The organism is Williamsia sp. SKLECPSW1, from assembly GCF_054332755.1.
Window position 1 is genome coordinate 2811862 of the sequence record NZ_JBTGLI010000001.1, and the last position, 15585, is coordinate 2827446.

At 65.0% G+C, this 15585-nt stretch carries 14 protein-coding genes; 8 read left to right on the plus strand and 6 right to left on the minus strand.

Features of this window, described 5'->3' with window-relative positions; all coding sequences use genetic code 11:
- Entirely contained in the window at window positions 1-3225 is a 3225-nt protein-coding gene (locus ACXVUM_RS13215; protein WP_458522234.1) for a UvrD-helicase domain-containing protein, read from the plus strand.
- An 18-nt stretch (window positions 3226-3243) separates the two neighbouring features.
- On the opposite strand, the gene ACXVUM_RS13220 is transcribed toward ACXVUM_RS13215, so the two are convergent.
- Window positions 3244-4062 (minus strand): 8-oxoguanine DNA glycosylase OGG fold protein, encoded by an 819-nt coding sequence (locus ACXVUM_RS13220; RefSeq protein WP_458522235.1) that lies wholly within the window; start codon window positions 4060-4062, stop codon window positions 3244-3246.
- A 269-nt stretch (window positions 4063-4331) separates the two neighbouring features.
- On the opposite strand from ACXVUM_RS13220, the gene ACXVUM_RS13225 reads away from it, so the two are divergent.
- From ACXVUM_RS13225 to ACXVUM_RS13245, 5 genes are all read left to right on the plus strand, one after another.
- A complete protein-coding gene (locus tag ACXVUM_RS13225) occupies window positions 4332-4700 on the plus strand; it encodes a hypothetical protein (RefSeq protein WP_458522236.1) in 369 nt (122 codons plus the stop codon).
- Window positions 4701-4831: 131 nt separating this feature from the next.
- On the plus strand, window positions 4832-5134 hold the full coding sequence (locus ACXVUM_RS13230) for a type VII secretion target (protein WP_458522237.1): 303 nt from the start codon (window positions 4832-4834) through the stop codon (window positions 5132-5134).
- Between the two features lie 131 nt (window positions 5135-5265).
- Window positions 5266-6525, plus strand: coding sequence for a hypothetical protein (locus ACXVUM_RS13235; protein WP_458522238.1), 1260 nt, complete (start codon window positions 5266-5268; stop codon window positions 6523-6525).
- Window positions 6526-6722: 197 nt separating this feature from the next.
- Window positions 6723-7346 (plus strand): hypothetical protein, encoded by a 624-nt coding sequence (locus ACXVUM_RS13240; protein WP_458522239.1) that lies wholly within the window; start codon window positions 6723-6725, stop codon window positions 7344-7346.
- 30 nt (window positions 7347-7376) lie between these two features.
- Window positions 7377-9029: an NERD domain-containing protein gene (locus ACXVUM_RS13245; protein ID WP_458522240.1), complete on the plus strand. Its 1653-nt coding sequence runs from the start codon at window positions 7377-7379 to the stop codon at window positions 9027-9029.
- 15 nt (window positions 9030-9044) lie between these two features.
- On the opposite strand, the gene ACXVUM_RS13250 is transcribed toward ACXVUM_RS13245, so the two are convergent.
- Window positions 9045-10304, minus strand: a complete 1260-nt coding sequence (locus tag ACXVUM_RS13250) for a hypothetical protein (protein WP_458522241.1) — start codon at window positions 10302-10304, stop codon at window positions 9045-9047.
- Window positions 10305-10429: 125 nt separating this feature from the next.
- On the opposite strand from ACXVUM_RS13250, the gene ACXVUM_RS13255 reads away from it, so the two are divergent.
- Complete coding sequence (locus ACXVUM_RS13255) at window positions 10430-11116, plus strand: hypothetical protein (protein ID WP_458522242.1); 687 nt, start codon at window positions 10430-10432, stop codon at window positions 11114-11116.
- Here the strand turns inward: ACXVUM_RS13255 and ACXVUM_RS13260 are convergent, their stop codons facing one another.
- Both ACXVUM_RS13260 and ACXVUM_RS13265 read right to left on the minus strand, forming a co-directional pair.
- Window positions 11117-12196 carry an HNH endonuclease gene (locus ACXVUM_RS13260; protein WP_458522243.1) on the minus strand — a complete coding sequence of 360 codons (1080 nt, stop codon included), beginning with the start codon at window positions 12194-12196 and terminating at the stop codon, window positions 11117-11119. It lies immediately after the preceding gene.
- A gap of 370 nt (window positions 12197-12566) precedes the next feature.
- A complete protein-coding gene (locus ACXVUM_RS13265) occupies window positions 12567-13130 on the minus strand; it encodes a hypothetical protein (protein ID WP_458522244.1) in 564 nt (187 codons plus the stop codon).
- 974 nt (window positions 13131-14104) lie between these two features.
- Here ACXVUM_RS13265 and ACXVUM_RS13270 point away from each other — a divergent pair.
- Complete coding sequence (locus tag ACXVUM_RS13270; protein ID WP_458522245.1) at window positions 14105-14296, plus strand: hypothetical protein; 192 nt, start codon at window positions 14105-14107, stop codon at window positions 14294-14296.
- A gap of 18 nt (window positions 14297-14314) precedes the next feature.
- Here the strand turns inward: ACXVUM_RS13270 and ACXVUM_RS13275 are convergent, their stop codons facing one another.
- Together ACXVUM_RS13275 and ACXVUM_RS13280 are read right to left on the minus strand one after the other, a co-directional pair.
- Window positions 14315-14803 carry a hypothetical protein gene (locus tag ACXVUM_RS13275; RefSeq protein ID WP_458522246.1) on the minus strand — a complete coding sequence of 163 codons (489 nt, stop codon included), beginning with the start codon at window positions 14801-14803 and terminating at the stop codon, window positions 14315-14317.
- 8 nt (window positions 14804-14811) lie between these two features.
- Window positions 14812-15570: a hypothetical protein gene (locus ACXVUM_RS13280; protein ID WP_458522247.1), complete on the minus strand. Its 759-nt coding sequence runs from the start codon at window positions 15568-15570 to the stop codon at window positions 14812-14814.
- Window positions 15571-15585 lie beyond the last annotated feature (15 nt).

A 15585-nucleotide genomic window follows, 5' to 3' on the forward strand; every position in this document is an offset into this window, starting at 1 on the left:
ATGACCGAGCAGACACTCGTCGACGACGCCGCCCGCCGACGCATCACCACCGACACCCGCAGCACCCTGTTCGTCGAAGCCGGCGCCGGCAGCGGTAAGACCCACGCGATGGTGTCGCGCATCTGCCAACTCGTGATCGAGGACGGCGTCGACCTCGACCGTATCGCCGCCATCACCTTCACCGAGAAGGCCGCCGCGGAACTCCGCGAACGCGTTCGCGTCGAACTGGCGCGTCATAGCGGTGACCGCGCGGAACGAGCCCTGCTCGCCGTGGATACCGCCGCGCTAGGGACGCTGCACGCGTTCGCAGCCCGGATCATCAGCGAGCACCCGTTGGAAGCGCATGTGCCGCCATGGATCTCCGTCGTCGACGCGCTGGGTTCGCAACTCGGCTTTGAACATCGCTGGCAACGCATCCGCGCGCAGCTCTTCGGCGATCGCGACGTGTGCCCACCCGACCTCGTCGCCGCTACCAGCATCATCCTTGCCGCCGGCGCGTCGATCGACCAAGTGCGCAACTACGCCGATGCGCTCGATCGGAGTTGGGATCGGCTCGTCGTCGCCGACACAGCTCCGGTTCTCGCTGAGGCCGACATCAGTGACATCGCCGCACTTGTCGACGATCTCGCCGACTGTCTCGGCGACTGCCTGGACCCCGAAGACGGGCTCGCCGTACGAATCTCCGAAGTGCTGGCCTGGCGCGACGAGCTCCGCGCAGGTATCGACTCCGACCGCTGGGTGCCCCTCGCGCTCGCAGCGCCGGGTGCGCCCAACAAGGGCAGAGGGGCGTGCTGGAGCGGCGGCAAGGCTCGAGTCGACGAGATCAAGGTACTGCTGCGCGAGCTCAAGGCGCTTGCTCCGCAGGTGGCCGGTGGCTACATCGGCAGCGCCGTCGACGTGCTGACGCATCACCTGTCGCGCATAGTGCTCGACGAGGCTGACCACCGTCGGCGGACGGGCGCGTTGGAATTCCACGATCTGCTGGTGCTGGCGCGGAACGTGACTCGTGACTCGCAGGTGCAGAAGGCGGTGCACGCTCGGTACGAGCGGATCATGCTCGACGAGTTCCAGGACACCGATCCGCTGCAGCTCGAGCTGGTGAACAACATCGTCGCCGGTGCCGACGCCGAGGGACGGCTGTTCACCGTCGGCGACCCGAAGCAGTCGATCTACCGCTTCCGTCGCGCCGACATCGCCGCGTACATGACCGCGCGGGAGGCGACGCCCGCCCGCGACATCGTCAGTCTGACGACTAACTTTCGGTCGACGGTGCCCGTCATCTCCTGGGTGAACCAGGTGTTCGGAGGGCTCATCGCAGCCGAGCCACGGATTCAGCCGGAGTATCAGCCGCTCGACGCTGCGCCGGGCCGGCCGGAGTGGGATCCCGCTGACGGGCCGGGTGCGTTCGTTTTCGCAGACACGTCTGATGTTGCCGAAGGCGAGGCGGACCTCAGCGCAAGCGAACTCGCGCGGACGCGGGAGGCGCGCGACGTCGCGCAGATCATCTACACCGCTGTGACTGACGGGTGGCGGAAGGAGGTGCGGGCGGGAGATGGCTACGCGCACCAGCCGATCGCCCTGCGGGACATCTGCATCCTCATCCCGTCGCGCACGGTGCTGCCGTACCTCGAGCGGTCGCTGGACGACGCTGGGATCGAGTTCCGATCCGAGGCGTCGTCGCTTGTGTACTCGACGCAGGAGGTCCACGACCTGCTGCTCACTGCCCGAGCATTGGCCAACACCGCGGACGAGGCCGCGCTGGTCGGCGCCTTGCGCACTCCGCTGTTCGGCTGTGGTGACGACGATCTCCTGAGGTGGAAGGCGGCTGGCGGCAGGTGGAATTGGTACGGGGATCCGCCGGCCGCGCTGGAGGAGTCGCCTGTCGCCGCCGGGCTGCGCTACCTGCGTGCGGTGTGGTTCGAGCTGGGCGAGCTGACGCCGGGGCGGCTGCTGAGCAAGCTGGCCGTCGACCGGCGGGTGTTCGAGGTGTCGATGGACTCTCCGCGGCACCGGGACGTCTGGCGACGGCTGCGTTTCGTCGTCGACCAGGCGCACGCCTGGTACGAGGAGGACCGCGGATCGTTGCGCGAATACCTCGACTGGGCGTTGACACAGCAGGAGGAGACCGCCCGCGTCGCTGAGGCGGTGCTGCCGGAGATCGGTGTGAATGCGGTCCGCATCATGACGATTCACGCGGCAAAGGGTCTGCAGTTCCCGATGGTGGTGCTCGCGGGGATGAGTGGGGGAGTGCGGCGTGCGGCCGAGGCGCTGATCGTCGACGACGACGGGGTCATGCACTCCTACATCTCGAAGGGTGCGAAGAGCGTCGACTACGAGGCCGCAAGCGCCCGCGAGAAGCAGCATGCGATGGCCGAGCGTATCCGGCTGCTGTACGTGGCGTGCACCCGGGCCGAGTCGCAGCTGGCGGTCTCGGGCTACGGAGGGACGCGCGATGCGTGGAGTGCCGTCCTGCAGCCCGGACTTGACGCTGTTCTCGCCCCGGTGGTGCCTGAGCTTCTAGAGGTTGAGCGGCTCGAGGAACCCACTGTTGAGCGGCCGACGATCGGCGAGACGTGGGACGAGTGGCTCGCGACGACCGAACGAGTGCAGGAGAACTCGTCAAAGGTGTCGTTGTTGTCGGTGACGTCGATCGTGCACGGAGAGTCGCCGGCCGAATCCGCGGTGCGAGGCGGCTACGCAGTGCCGGTTCGGCCCGACGACGAGGTGCTGCCGTCGTCGACCGGAGCTGTCGACCATGGCAAGGAGGTCGGGACCGCGCTGCACGCCGTCCTCGACACGATCGGGCTCGTCGAGCCGGATGATCCGTCGGTGGCGGAGGTCGCCGAGGCCATCGGCCGGAGAGCGGGCGTCACCGACATCGAGTCATTCACGTCGATGGTGCGGTCGACGCTGGCGTGCGGCGTGGTTCGCCGAGCGGCGGCAGCAGAGCACTGGACTGAGATGCCGCTGTACGGGGTGGCTCCCGACGGTGAAACCGCGATCGAGGGCATCGCAGACCTCGTCTACCGCGATGGCGACGACTTCGTCATCGCCGACTACAAGACCGACCTCGGCGTCACTGCCGCGACCGTCGACGCGTACTTCACGCAGCTCGGGATCTACGCGTCGCTCTTGTCCAACGCGACGGCGGAGCGGGTGGCACGGGTGGAGTTGATCTTCTGTCGCGCAAGCGGCGCGCACACGATGGTTCGCGTGCTGGCCTGATCAGCAGGTGCTCCGGACCTACTTGTTGTTGCTGACGATGTGCGACAAGAGGTCGTCGAAGGAGGGTTGCTCGCCATTCCTCAGCATCGCCACTTCTTCCCTCAGCCAGTTCCGTTGCGAGCCGACCATCCTGCCCAGCAGATAAAGCCGGAACTCGATCGCGTCGGACGATGTGTCGGTCCTGGGGATGTCTGACGCTGTCGCTGACCACCGGTGGACAGTGGCGGAGTACTCGGAGTAGAACCGCGAATTGAGCTGCGGCTGATGGCCCTTGACGATGTTCAGTGCGACGTGGACACGATCGTCGTAAATGAAACAACGATCAGATCTTGATGAGCGGTCGCCGGTGAAGTAGAGGAACTTGCTGAAGAACGCATGGCCGAGGTGCGGGGTCTTGCCCCTGTCGCAGAATTGGAGATAGGCGCCGGCGACGTCTCCCGCGAAGCTCCTCTCAGCTGCGCCCTGGAGCGTGGTGCTGAAGCGTTTCTCCGATCCTGCTGCGAACGACGAGACCCTGCCGACGTTACGCATGTTGCCGTTGATTCCCCACGCCATGACCGTCCAGAACAGTGAATGCAGATCTTGGGTGCTCCCCGAGGACCGGACTGCCTCGGCATGTTCGAACAAGTCGTCCCGCGTGACGCGAAGTCGGCCGTCGTGACCGGGAGTCCCGGTCAGACGAATGCCGGGCATGTAGCCGAGATGCTTTTCCCAGGCAGTCGGCTTCACCCGATTGGGCAGCGAGGATTCCGCTCGGACAGCTTCCGAGAGGATGGCAGACCGCAAGAAGCCGTCCACGCCTGCTGCCCACGCGGACGAATCGTGGTCTCCGGTCATTCGGTGCTCCGTGACATGTGATCGGAAGTCGTGTCTCGACCGTAGGCGCTCACCAGATCGCAGGCAGCGTCTCTACGATCCTGCAAACAGTCGATCCCACAACGCGAGGCTGATCGCGCTACGGCCGTCAAATTCGGGTAGCCATTCGAGGGTGAGTAGGGAGATTGGCCCGCCTCGCCGCGGCCCTCAGGGCAAGACCCGTTGACTTTTCTCAGGGCTGTGTGGCTAGTTCACGGACGGCCGCGTGGGCGAACTGGTCGCGGACGACGGTGCCCGACGCACTGTCTTTCCGTACCGGGGTGGGACATGGGGCAGACAAGGGCTGCGCCGCAACCGGCGCGGCGATCACGACCGCCGCCGCCGTCGGCGGACGCGTAGACGGCGCTCGCCTCAACTCCGGCCAGTTGCTGCTTGCATGCGCAGTCGCGTATGCGCAGAAAAGCCTTGGACACGATTACGACGACGACATCTGGCTGAAGGCTCCTGCGGTTGCCGTCGAACTTGCAGCGCAGGTGAACACCGTCGAGGCGATCAGCGACCCCAAGTCCCGGTGTGCGGTCGACACCCCGAGAAGTCCCCCGTGTCGTGTTCGTCCGTCTTGTTTTATCAGATCTTTAACCGGCGGCCTTGCTTCGTGAAGATGAACCTGGCAGCAATAGGGGCCGGGGATGAGTCATGCAGCAACCGAGCCTCTGGACAGTGCGACGCGCGAGTCGACATCGAACTGTACTCTCTTACGGCGAACGGTTGGCGACGTCGAGGAGGGCTCGTGTCATCAGTGTGGGTGGACCCCGAGCGGTTGCGCGAACTCGCTCAGAAGGCGACCGCAGCCGCCGACACCGCCGCGAATGCACACGTCGACCGTGCGGTCGAGACCAGTTGCGACGGGCTTCCCGGGTCGTCGTTGCAGTGGGCAGCCCGCCAGATCGGCGAGCAGATCGGGCAGCAGGTGACGGCGTACGTCGATTCCGCCCGCGGCACGGCCGACCACGTCGAGGGGGCGGCGAGGGACTACCGGATGACCGACGAGGATGCGGCATCGGTATTGAACAAGGCATGGCCTGCGAAGTGATCCCGTCACGCTCGCGACTCGAGACCTGGCGGCCGGAAGCACTGGCGAACGCTGCACCAGGGATCACTGACGCCGGCGACAGCATTGAGCAGGGGTCGTCGGAGTCCCGCACCTACTGCGCAGGATTGCCCATGAACCAGGGGTGGAACGGTGTCGCACACGACGCCGCGCAGAATGCCTTCGATCGGGGATTCAAGTCCGCCGCACACGTCTCCGATGTCTGTTCGGCGGTCGCATCCGCCCTGACGAGCGCGTTCCACGCCGTTTCTCGCGCAAAGACAGACTTGCTCGACGTCGCTCGCGCCGCTGAGGCCTCGGGAAAGTTCACCGTCGATGACCAATGGGTGGTGGAGCTGGCCCCCATCCCGTGGACGGCAGACGAGATCGACGAGGCAAGAGCGGCGCAGCGCGCAGCGCAGACTGTGATCAACGAGCGTGTCATCGCGCTTGCTGAAGCCGATAACCCTCAGACACTCCTGGGCGCGGTGAAGGCGTTGGGGATCTCCCCTCCTGGCGAAGTCGCAGGGATCCCGCTGCCGGGTTCTCTACCTCCTGCTGACGAGGCGCCGAATCCGGCGAATGCCGTTACTGGACCTCTGCAACAGGACACCATCCGACGACAGTGGGAGGCGTCCACGCCGCGCAAGGTCAGCGAGGAGCACGTTCCCGAGCACGACGGGTATCACGGTTATCACAGGAAGACCCTCGAGATGCAGGACGGCAGCCGTCAGGTGATCGACACCGTCGATCCGCCGGCTCGCCCTTGGGAGGAGAATCCGAACACGGCTCGACGTGACCAGGTCTCGGTGACGACGTTCGATCCCTCGGGCAACTACGTGTCGACGGTGTCGTCGTACCGGTGGGTGGACGGAACTCAGAACACCGAGACCCATTTCGCGAGCGGCACCACGATCGTCTACACGCAGACCCCGAGTGGGACCAAGACCGCGCGAATCGACGTGGGCGGATTCAGCCGCGAGATCCCGGCGGACGACGCGCTGTGGAAGCACCCGGTCTCGGACACGGTGGGAAGTGCGCTCACCGGTGTCGAGAAGGGTCTCGAGAAGTCCGACGACATTCCACGGGTGTCTGCCGCCACCGCGAGCAAGGTCGAGGTGGGGGCACGGTATGCCGGGCCTGCCGTGGGAATCGCAACCTCGCTGTTGGACGTGTACCAGGCGCAGACATTGGAAGACAAGTGTGTCGCCGGCGCCTCTGGCACTGGAGGTTTCGTCGGAGGTGGCGTGGGCGGCCAAGTCGGCGCGTGGGTCGTCGGCTTGGCGACCGAGAACCCCTTCATGGCTGGTGCAGGCGCGGCGGGGGGAAGTCTGAGTGGCGGCTGGATCGGGTCGTACCTCGGCGAGAAGGTCGGTGACGTGCTGTGTCGTTGAGGTCAGAACTGCCGACTCCTAGGGGCTTTCGACCCGACTGGAACCCGTACACGGCCAAGTCCGTCGCGGGCATCGTCTTTTTCGGTGCAGTCGGCCTGTTCTTCGCGTTCCTCAGTGTTCGCGCCGTTGTCGAAGCGCGATGGCCGTACCTGCTCTTCTACGTCCCGGCCGCGGTGGTGTTCCTTCTCCCGCCGCTGATGATCCGCCGTGCGCAGTCGCGCGTGGATGTTCCGGTCATGCAGGAGTTCATTGCCGAGCACGGAGCAGGAGAGTTCCGCCTGATGCGGAGCATGGAGACAGCGGTAGGGCTGGTCGCCGTCTCGGTGATCGCGACAGTCGGGTGCGCGACCTTCTCGATCGGCGTGTGGACGGGGACTCTTGAATTCGATCTGCCCGGGCGGACGCGAGGAAGCTACCCAGTCTTCCTGGCGATGCTGGGTCTGTTCTGTGCGTGGATCGCGATCGGGACCGCGCTCCGCGGTACGAGCGGGTGGTTGGTCCTCACGCCCATGGGGATCGACTTTCTGGAGAGCGGCACCAGGCGACGCCGCATCGTATGGGACGACATCGCTGACATGACGTTGGAGCCACAACAGAAGAAGCGGCGCGACCGGATGTACTCACCGAGTCGCTTGTGGCTGCTCAAGAAGGACCCGCAGAAGCGACCGACTTCGATCGCGATCAACTGGCCGATGGGCAATCGCGCAGCGTACTGGTTGATCCACTTCTACTGGTCGCACCCGGAGCTACGTGACGAGCTCGCCGACGACCGTGTCGTCGAACGAATCGCGGCCGGCCGGATCCTCGACGAAGTGGCCTGACGAATCGTACGAACGTGCCAGGCTGGTGGGATGGCGCAGACGATTCCCGCCGAGCCGCGTTTCGCGAACTCCGCCGAGAGGCTGGTGCACCGACGGCTCGTCGATCAGTTCATCGGTGACGACCTGATCGTGGTCGGTCAGCGGGTCACCGACCACTCGAAGGACCACGAGATCGACTTCGTGGTCGCGATCGAGGGTGCCGGGATCGTGTGTCTCGAAGTCAAGGCCGGCGAGATAACGCACGACGGCATCGACTGGTGGCAGGGGAGAGGCGCCGGCAAACACCGGATCGACCCGGTGGGTCAGGTCCTCGGTGGTTGTTATGCGCTGAGAAAGTTCGTCGAGAACGACCCGCGGTGGACACAGGGTCGAGTCCGGTGGACACACATGGTGGTGTTCCCCCACTCCTCGATCAGCGCCGACTTCGCGCTCCCGCAGTGCCCGCGATGGAAAATCGTCGACCGCGATCAACTCGGTGAGTTTCACTCGATGCTGGCGTCTGCGCTCGTCAACCGGAAGACCAACGAAGCGTTCATAGGGTCCAGAGGGATCGAAGAGCTGACGCGCGCACTTGCCGGGCGTGGGCTACCGCAGCATGACGTCGTCGCGCGTGCGCTCGACAACGAGGAATCCGCGGATCTGCTGTCGGAGCAACAGATGATGATCCTGCGTGCGACCGCTCTGCTCCCGCGGGTCGAGATCCGCGGTGGTGCCGGTAGCGGCAAGACGTTCCTTGCGCTCGAGAAGGCTCGCCGTCTCGGGCGGGACGGGCAGCGCGTAGCGGTGCTCTGCTACTCCCACGGACTCGCGTCGTTCCTCCGTCGTGTCACCTCGACGTGGTCGCAGCGGGAGCGGCCGGCATACGTCGGCGAGTTCCACGGGCTCGGCGAGTTGTGGGGTGCCCCGCCCGCGCCGGACGAGCGTGTGCGTGACGAGTCCACCGTGCAGTTCTGGGAGCACGAATTGCCGCGGGCGATGGAGGATCTCGCCGAGCAGCTGCCCGACGGACACCGGTTCGACGCGATCGTCGTCGATGAGGCGCAGGACTTCGCAGACGACTGGTGGCGACCCCTGCTGGCGTGCCTCCGCGACCCCGAGAACGGCGGGATGTACGTCTTCAGCGACGAAGGCCAGCGGGTTTTCGATCGCCAGGGGTCGCCGCCCGTACCGCTCGTCCCGCTGGTCCTCGACGCGAACGTGCGTAACACCCGACAGATTGCCAAGGCTTTCACCCCCCTCGTCGGGCAGCGCATGCGTATGAAGGGCGGCGACGGTCCGGAGGTGCGATTCATCGCGTGTCGCTCCGACGAGGCGGTCGATCGAGCTGATGGTCAGGTGGAGGCACTCCTCGAAGAAGGATGGCGGTACGAGGACATCGCAATCCTCACCACGGGGAGTCGGCATCAGGTTCAGCTTGAGAGGCAGGCCGAAGGCAACACAGCCTACTGGGAGACGTTCTGGGAGAACGAGGACATCTTCTACGGCCACGTCCTCGGCTTCAAGGGGCTCGAGCGCAACGTTGTTGTGCTCGCCCTAAACCAGACCGCGGCATACGACCGCTCGCGTGAACGCCTCTACGTCGGATTGTCCCGAGCCCGTGAGCAACTCGTCGTCTGCGGTGATCCCGACTTCATCCGTGAGGTGGGCGGACCCGAGTTGGCACGCCGATTCGGGTTGACCTGAGATCGTCGCGAACGGTCAGGCGGCGATCGCGGGAAGGACGGTGACCGAACCGTCGTCGTTCTGGATCATGTCGATCACGACGTCCGCGTTCGCCTGCGACGTCTGCGTCATGGAACCCAGCGCCCGCATGCGCTCTGACGCATGAAGAAGCTTGTCCACTTCACCGGACGTGAACATGAAATCCCGGACGCCATGGCTGCGGTCGAGTTGCAGCGTGGACAGCCGGTTCAGCACCCCGTCGAGACGCCGCTGGAGTTCGTCGAGATCGTGCTGCTCCATACGGAGCGTCTCAATGAATCGCTCGAAGGGGTTGTCGCCGTCCCTCTGCGCGTGGTCGACGGCCTGGAGGACGAGGACCCGTCGCTTCATAGCGAGTGCTGCGGTGGCGAGCTCACGATGGACGCTGAACTCTCCGTCCTCCTGATCGACGGTCGGGATCGCTGCGGTCAACTTCTGCAGCTCGACACGTTCGTCGCCGAGGCTGTTGAGAGCTTTCTCCCACTTGGCGATGCGAGAGCGAGCGCGCTCCAGAGCGGTGTCGATCGTGTGCACAGCTGAGTCAAGACCGAGCGACGCACCCAGTTGACCTTTGTCAAGGAGAATCGCCGCTGCTTTCGTGATCGAGCTCTTGCAGCCGTTCAGTGTGTGTTGCTCGTCGGCGAGTTTGTCGACATGCAGCTTTTCGAGCAGCTCAGTGATGTGTTCGATCGCTTTCTGTCGCTGCTGGTCGGCGTGGGCACTCACCCCGACGGCGACGGCCATCAAGATGAGCGGTGCAGCGATCGTCAGTGCTCCTGCGGTGGCCACGGCCGCGCCGCCGGCCGCTCCCGCTGACACCGGAACCATCGTCGTCTGCCCGACGATCTTGTTCCCGCTCATGAGTGCCGAATGCATCCCGCCCGAGACCGCGCTGGACTTCATCGGCGCGACGATGCCGCTTCCCATCTGCGCGGCGAACTTGGCGGGAACGACCATCCGGTAGAGCGTCTCGCCACCGTCGGTCGCGACCTTCGGCGTCTGCTTGACGAGTTGCGTCAACTGCTGTGCGAGAGGGCTGGCGCTGGCCAAGTTCACCGCGCGGCTGCGATCGATGGTGGAGGGGATGGAGTGTGCTTCGAGCGTGGCGATGGGTGTTTCGCTGAGAACCGCCAACACTCCGCGCAGGGCGTCGAGCCGGGCGGGTGGCAGCGCCTCGTCGCCGATGACGGCTGGCAGATCAACCTCCTGCGTGGCGAGGGTCCACATGGGTACGGCTTCGAGCTGGCGGTCCGACATCGGTCTCCTGTGCGAGTGAACGAGGTGCATCAGGAATCTAGCCGAGAGGGCTGACATCCGTTGCTCCGCTATGTCCGATTGCTGTTTGTCGACGCACTGTCTGATGGCCGACCGATACTCGTCCTGTGACCATTCGTAACAAGCTCGCCTACAAACGCGGCGAGCTGCTCAGCACGGTGCACGCACCTCGCAACGTAGAGGCGCGCCTTGCGTGTCGGTACGACGGAGAGGTTGGTCAGCTGAATCGATGGGTCGACCGCGTTCGACGGAATACCGGCGAATCGATCCCCTATCTCGATCCGGTCGCCGCGACGAACGGTGTGCAGATCCTCATGCTTTTCCAGGATCCGTCCGGACCGGCCGACAACGAGTCGGGCTTCATCAGCAAGCACAACAATGACCCGACGGCCGCCAACTACTACGACGCAACCGAGCGGGCAGGTGTCCCGTACGAGATCTCGCTGAACTGGAACGTGGTCCCGTGGTGGTCGACGAACAATCCTCAGCACCCCGGCCGCACCGCCGGCAAGGAGGCGCCGCGCGCTGCGCCCTATTTGGCTGAGTTTCTCGGCCTGCTGGCCATGCCACCGCGGGTCATCGTGCTGTCGGGCATCAAGGCCCAGCACGCCTGGGATCGGCTTGGCGCACGCGCCATCGCTGATGTGACTGTCGGCGCGCATATTCTCCGATGCCCTCACCCGGGACCCATGTCGTTCAACGCCGCGAACAAGACAGACGGACGAAAGAATCGCGAGCACATCATCGAGACGTTCCGCTATGCGGTCGAACTAGCCGGGCAGGATCCACGCTGATCAGCGGTACGCGTCCGGCCAGACGAAGTCCGGGCGGATGGCGTCGACGGATTGCCGACCAACCCAGAGGGGAGTTCCCACGGGTTGCGTGGAGTACAGGCCCCGCGCCGCGGATTCGACGCGCTCGAACTGGCTGGGCCAGGAGATCGAGTCCGCGATCGCTGTGAGGGTCTCCTGCCCGCGGTCGAGTGCACGCACGACGATGTGCGGGTCGGGGAGCCGCTGCGACTTGTTCAGATTGCAGGCGGCGCAGGCCAGTACGAGGTTCGTCAACCCGTCCAATCCGACGCGCGACCAGGGGAGAACGTGATCGACGTGGTGGGTTGTCGAGGCGTCGCAGTAGAAGCACTGCGGGCCGAAGTTCTCGGTGAGCGCGCCACGAGCCCGCTCGAGTGATACCCGATCGGCGCCGAAGTGGTGCGACGCAAGGTCCGGTACGTCGCGCTCGAGGAACGGGTTGTGACGCCGGACGTCGTCGAGCCAGGAGATCTGCAACGCGGGCCGCAGCAACGAGGACAGTCGAGCAAGTGTGGTGCAGACGCCGGGGAACAGCGTGATCTTGTTGTCGTGGGCGCTGAGCTGTCGGGCCGACACGCTGTCACTCAGCCAGGTGTCGTCGTACAGGAAGCACTCATGGCTGCGCTCTCCCCGTACGCGCTGGAGTCGATAGAGCGGCTGCGTGACCAGGGTCTGACGCACCGTTGCCACCGCCGCGCGATAGGGGCTGGGATGGAACCGTCGGACGAACTCGAGCGTGGGGTCGGATCCAGTTCGTCGTGCCGCCAGCGTTTTCAGATCGCGCACGGCGTCGGGGATACGCGCGACGCGGTTCGACGACTGTTTGAGGTAGTGCCCGTCGAGATCGCGGACCGGGCGCCAGTAGATGGCGATGACTCGTTCGGCGAGATCATCCAGATCGACATCGACGGCCGCGTCGGCGTTCCGCGGAACGTTCTCGACGGCGTAATCGAGCAGAGCGATCAGTGTCGCGAGTTTGTAGGTTGCCGTGCGGAGTCCGTCGTCGAGGACGCTGACCAGCTTCTGCCCGAGCGCAAGCGGGTCGGAGCCGGGAACGGACATGTTCCGACTGTACGAGAACATCGGTGCCGTCGACCGCTTCCCGCGCGACCTGCGGAGATGGTCTGCCCGCCACGGCGGTGGTCCTCCGTCACCGCACGCGCGCGTCGAACCCGAACGCCGGCGCGGCCGTGGCTCACCGACAGTCCGCGGTGGGATCGCCCCTTCCGCCGGGTCGTTGCCATTCGTTCGGCATCGCGAAAGATGCGTCGCGGTCGTTTCTCGTGATCACGGAATTGCTTGTGTTCGCAGCGCTGAACTCGCCGTGGTCCACTTATCGGCGGCCGTTCCACGGGAAGAACCATGCGTCGCTTCTCCACGGCGTGTCGACGAGGAGGCGACGTTCACCGACGACCCGAGCTCGTCGGTGCCGTCACCGTCGTCCGTCGTCGGGTGGGATCCGACTCTCATCGTGTTCTCCCGCTCGGCACTGGGCCGCGAATCGGACCGCCGCGGACGCGTCCGACGTCATCCGGGCGTACTCGCCGGGGACGATCTCGAAGTGCATCCAGATGCCGTGCATGTGTCCTGACTCGCGTGGGATCGACAGGTAGCGAGCATGGGTCCGCGCGTGGAAGCCGAGCGCATATCCTGCGGGCGCAGACGTTGTCGTGTCATAGAACATGATCGACGACAGCGATTCGGCGGATTCGTCAGGGACCCAGGGAGTCCCACGATCACGTCCCGGGGCCAGGCGCAGCAGGTCATCGTGTTCTCGCCGGCGGCATTCGTCGGCAAACGTCTTCGCCGTGTGTGGGTCGTCGAGGAATGCGGCGAACTGTGGATCGGTGAGTCGGTAGAACTCGTCGTAGTCGATCATCCTGTTGCCCACGGGGATGTATATCTCCTTCAGACCCCGCGACGGGTCGTCGACGAGGGTGAACAGGCCGGCGCGATTGAACAGGCGACACGTCGCCGGCGTGGTGCTGTTCGCCATCGTCGATCCTCCTTTGCCTGATTTCCCCGTCGCCGCGGTGTGCTGTGGTCACTATGTGCCGATCCGACTCCGGATGATGCCGAGAAGTCTGCAGAACGTCTCCGGCACTACGTCGCTCGACAACTGCGAGCTCTGCGTGAGAACGCCGACAGAGGAACGTCCTTGCACGTACCCGACGATTGCGGCGGAGTCGGACTGCTGCTGTGCCGTGTTCAGGCGCGTCCGGAGGCGCACGACGAATGCGTCTCCAGGGCACTCCTCCGGGGTCCGCAGAACTGTCGTGGTCGTCGTCAGCGACTCGGATCCAGCACGTTTGGTGTACTCCGGACACCGGTTCACCACGGCTCGGTTCTGAGCGACCGACGGTCCGCCCGTGAGCACCGACTGGGTGATGGTCGGCAACTCGTCGCTCGCCGGGACGGCGATCACGCCAACCGTCGTCTGACGTTCCACTCGGCGGTCTTGAGCGGCGATCACGTCCGCGCACGATGCGGGCGTCGTCTCCCCGTTCACAGGTCTCGACTTCTCGTCCTGTCGTGTGAGTGAGTAACCCGGGAGATCGGCGGCGGTGAGCAGTCCGTCAGACGGTGAGAGTTCAGTGCTACCCGAGTCTGCGTTCACGACGAGAACCGCCGCCACGACCACCGCGATGATCGCCACCACGATCCCTGCCGCTGCACCGCGACGTCTCTGTACGCCGCAGGGCCTCGGCTCTCCGTTCGCCATGTCCGAGGCCCCTCTCACGTCGCGTCACCGGCTCGCGTCCGCTGCATCCGTACCGTCTTACGGTAAACCGGGACGGGCGGTTTGACGGGTGTTGTCCGACACACATGTGGACGTCCCACGAGAGTGTCGTCCAGCGGATCGCCGGCGGCTGAATCGTCGACGAAGAAGCTTGTCGAACCCGTCGAACCACGGTTCGCGAACACGGGTTGATTGGAGCGTGGTCGAGATCGCCGACGCGATCGCCGTCGATGCTTATCGGGGCCAGAAGGAAACTCGGCGTCGACTACATCAAGGACCCGCGGGCGGTGTCACGACGACTGGATCGGGAGCGCGACGGTCTCGTTGCGGCGGTCTTGTTGCACGACGTCATCGAGGCCAGCTTCACCGGGGTCGCGTCGGGATCGCGGCTGTCGATGGTCAGCGTCTGGCCGCTGACATAGGTCGCGCTTGGGTGGTGGTCACGACCGCAGGTCGAACTTGTCGAGTAGGTGTGAGTCCGGACGCGCGACAGTCACGGTGAGGCGCCCCATCGAGAAGCGGTCCCCCTGTTCGCGGCGGACGGAGTGCCACACGCGTGACGCCAAGGGTCCGAACGGGGACTGGATCAGGGCGTCAGCTAGCTGCGTGTAGGAGTCCGCGGTGTCCGTCAGGACAGTAGGCGGATCCATCAGGATGAGGCCGTCGGTGGATTCCGGTGTGCGCAGCGCTGACAGTAGGTCGTCGAGTCGGCGTCCAGTCAAGTGCGTGGTCCACGCCGCGAACACAGCATTCGGCGTGAATCCCGACTCCAGTGTCGGGTTCGGCAGCCACGCGACGGCCGGAAGGCCGTCGATGCGGATGCGATCGGCACGTGCCCATCCGTCGGGTACGCCGTCAACCGAGAATCCAGCCGCTTCCGGCTCGTCGAGCACTGACCACATCGATTCGTCGTGGCCGGAAAGCTCCATCGGCGAACTCATCTCGCCGCGGGCGGCGTCTCAATGCGACCTTCGACCGGAAGCGGGATGACCACCGATCCCCCGAGGGGGACGCCGGATGGTGCCTCGACCGAGAGCATGGCAGCAATGGTTTCGGAGGTCGTTCCAGAGCTCTCGTCGATCCGCCGCACTAGCTGCGTGACAGCGGATGCGAGGGTGTTGGGATCCAGGCCGTAGGGGTATGGGGGAATGAGTACGCGAGGACCCTTCGAGCCGTCGGCATTTGGCCGTTGCCTGACCCTGATCATCGGGGCCTGGCCGTTCATGATCACGTCGATCGTTGCGCCCCTCAGCTCGATTCGTTGCTTCGCCAACTCGACGAACAGCGGGGCAACCACAAGGTGTCCCCGCTTCTTGAAGCTCAACCCAGCGAGGGCCGCTGCAGCCACCAGTGTCACTCCAGCAAGTATTCGGGGTCTCAGATCAGAGTTCCCGGTGGCGACGTCCACGAACATCGCTATCGACATACCCGCGAACATCGCTGCCCACCACAACAAACCGTTGCGCCAAGGTAGTTGCTGTTTACACTGAATCGCGTTCTCATGCACCGACCAGCGACGTTGGGGTTCGAGAAACACAGGTAGCGCTGATCCCGCAAGGCAGGCACCCACGACGCCTCCCGTGTAAAGGCCCTCGAGGGTGAGCAGTACGAGCAGGAAAAGCCCGACAACGGTAATGAGTACACCGGACCACTTCGGGGGGAGGCCCGCCTTGTCGGTCCATCGTTCCCAGCGCATTTTCGTTGTCATTTG

What these genes read in the sequence shown, in the direction of transcription:
- ACXVUM_RS13215 (WP_458522234.1), top strand. Translation starts at nt 1, where the DNA reads ATGACCGAGCAGACACTCGTCGACGACGCCGCCCGCCGACGCATCACC.
- ACXVUM_RS13220 (WP_458522235.1), bottom strand. Translation starts at nt 4,062, where the DNA reads ATGACCGGAGACCACGATTCGTCCGCGTGGGCAGCAGGCGTGGACGGC.
- ACXVUM_RS13235 (WP_458522238.1), top strand. Translation starts at nt 5,266, where the DNA reads ATGAACCAGGGGTGGAACGGTGTCGCACACGACGCCGCGCAGAATGCC.
- ACXVUM_RS13240 (WP_458522239.1), top strand. Translation starts at nt 6,723, where the DNA reads ATGATCCGCCGTGCGCAGTCGCGCGTGGATGTTCCGGTCATGCAGGAG.
- ACXVUM_RS13245 (WP_458522240.1), top strand. Translation starts at nt 7,377, where the DNA reads ATGGCGCAGACGATTCCCGCCGAGCCGCGTTTCGCGAACTCCGCCGAG.
- ACXVUM_RS13250 (WP_458522241.1), bottom strand. Translation starts at nt 10,304, where the DNA reads ATGTCGGACCGCCAGCTCGAAGCCGTACCCATGTGGACCCTCGCCACG.
- ACXVUM_RS13260 (WP_458522243.1), bottom strand. Translation starts at nt 12,196, where the DNA reads ATGTCCGTTCCCGGCTCCGACCCGCTTGCGCTCGGGCAGAAGCTGGTC.
- ACXVUM_RS13265 (WP_458522244.1), bottom strand. Translation starts at nt 13,130, where the DNA reads ATGGCGAACAGCACCACGCCGGCGACGTGTCGCCTGTTCAATCGCGCC.
- ACXVUM_RS13270 (WP_458522245.1), top strand. Translation starts at nt 14,105, where the DNA reads ATGCTTATCGGGGCCAGAAGGAAACTCGGCGTCGACTACATCAAGGAC.
- ACXVUM_RS13275 (WP_458522246.1), bottom strand. Translation starts at nt 14,803, where the DNA reads ATGGAGCTTTCCGGCCACGACGAATCGATGTGGTCAGTGCTCGACGAG.
- ACXVUM_RS13280 (WP_458522247.1), bottom strand. Translation starts at nt 15,570, where the DNA reads ATGCGCTGGGAACGATGGACCGACAAGGCGGGCCTCCCCCCGAAGTGG.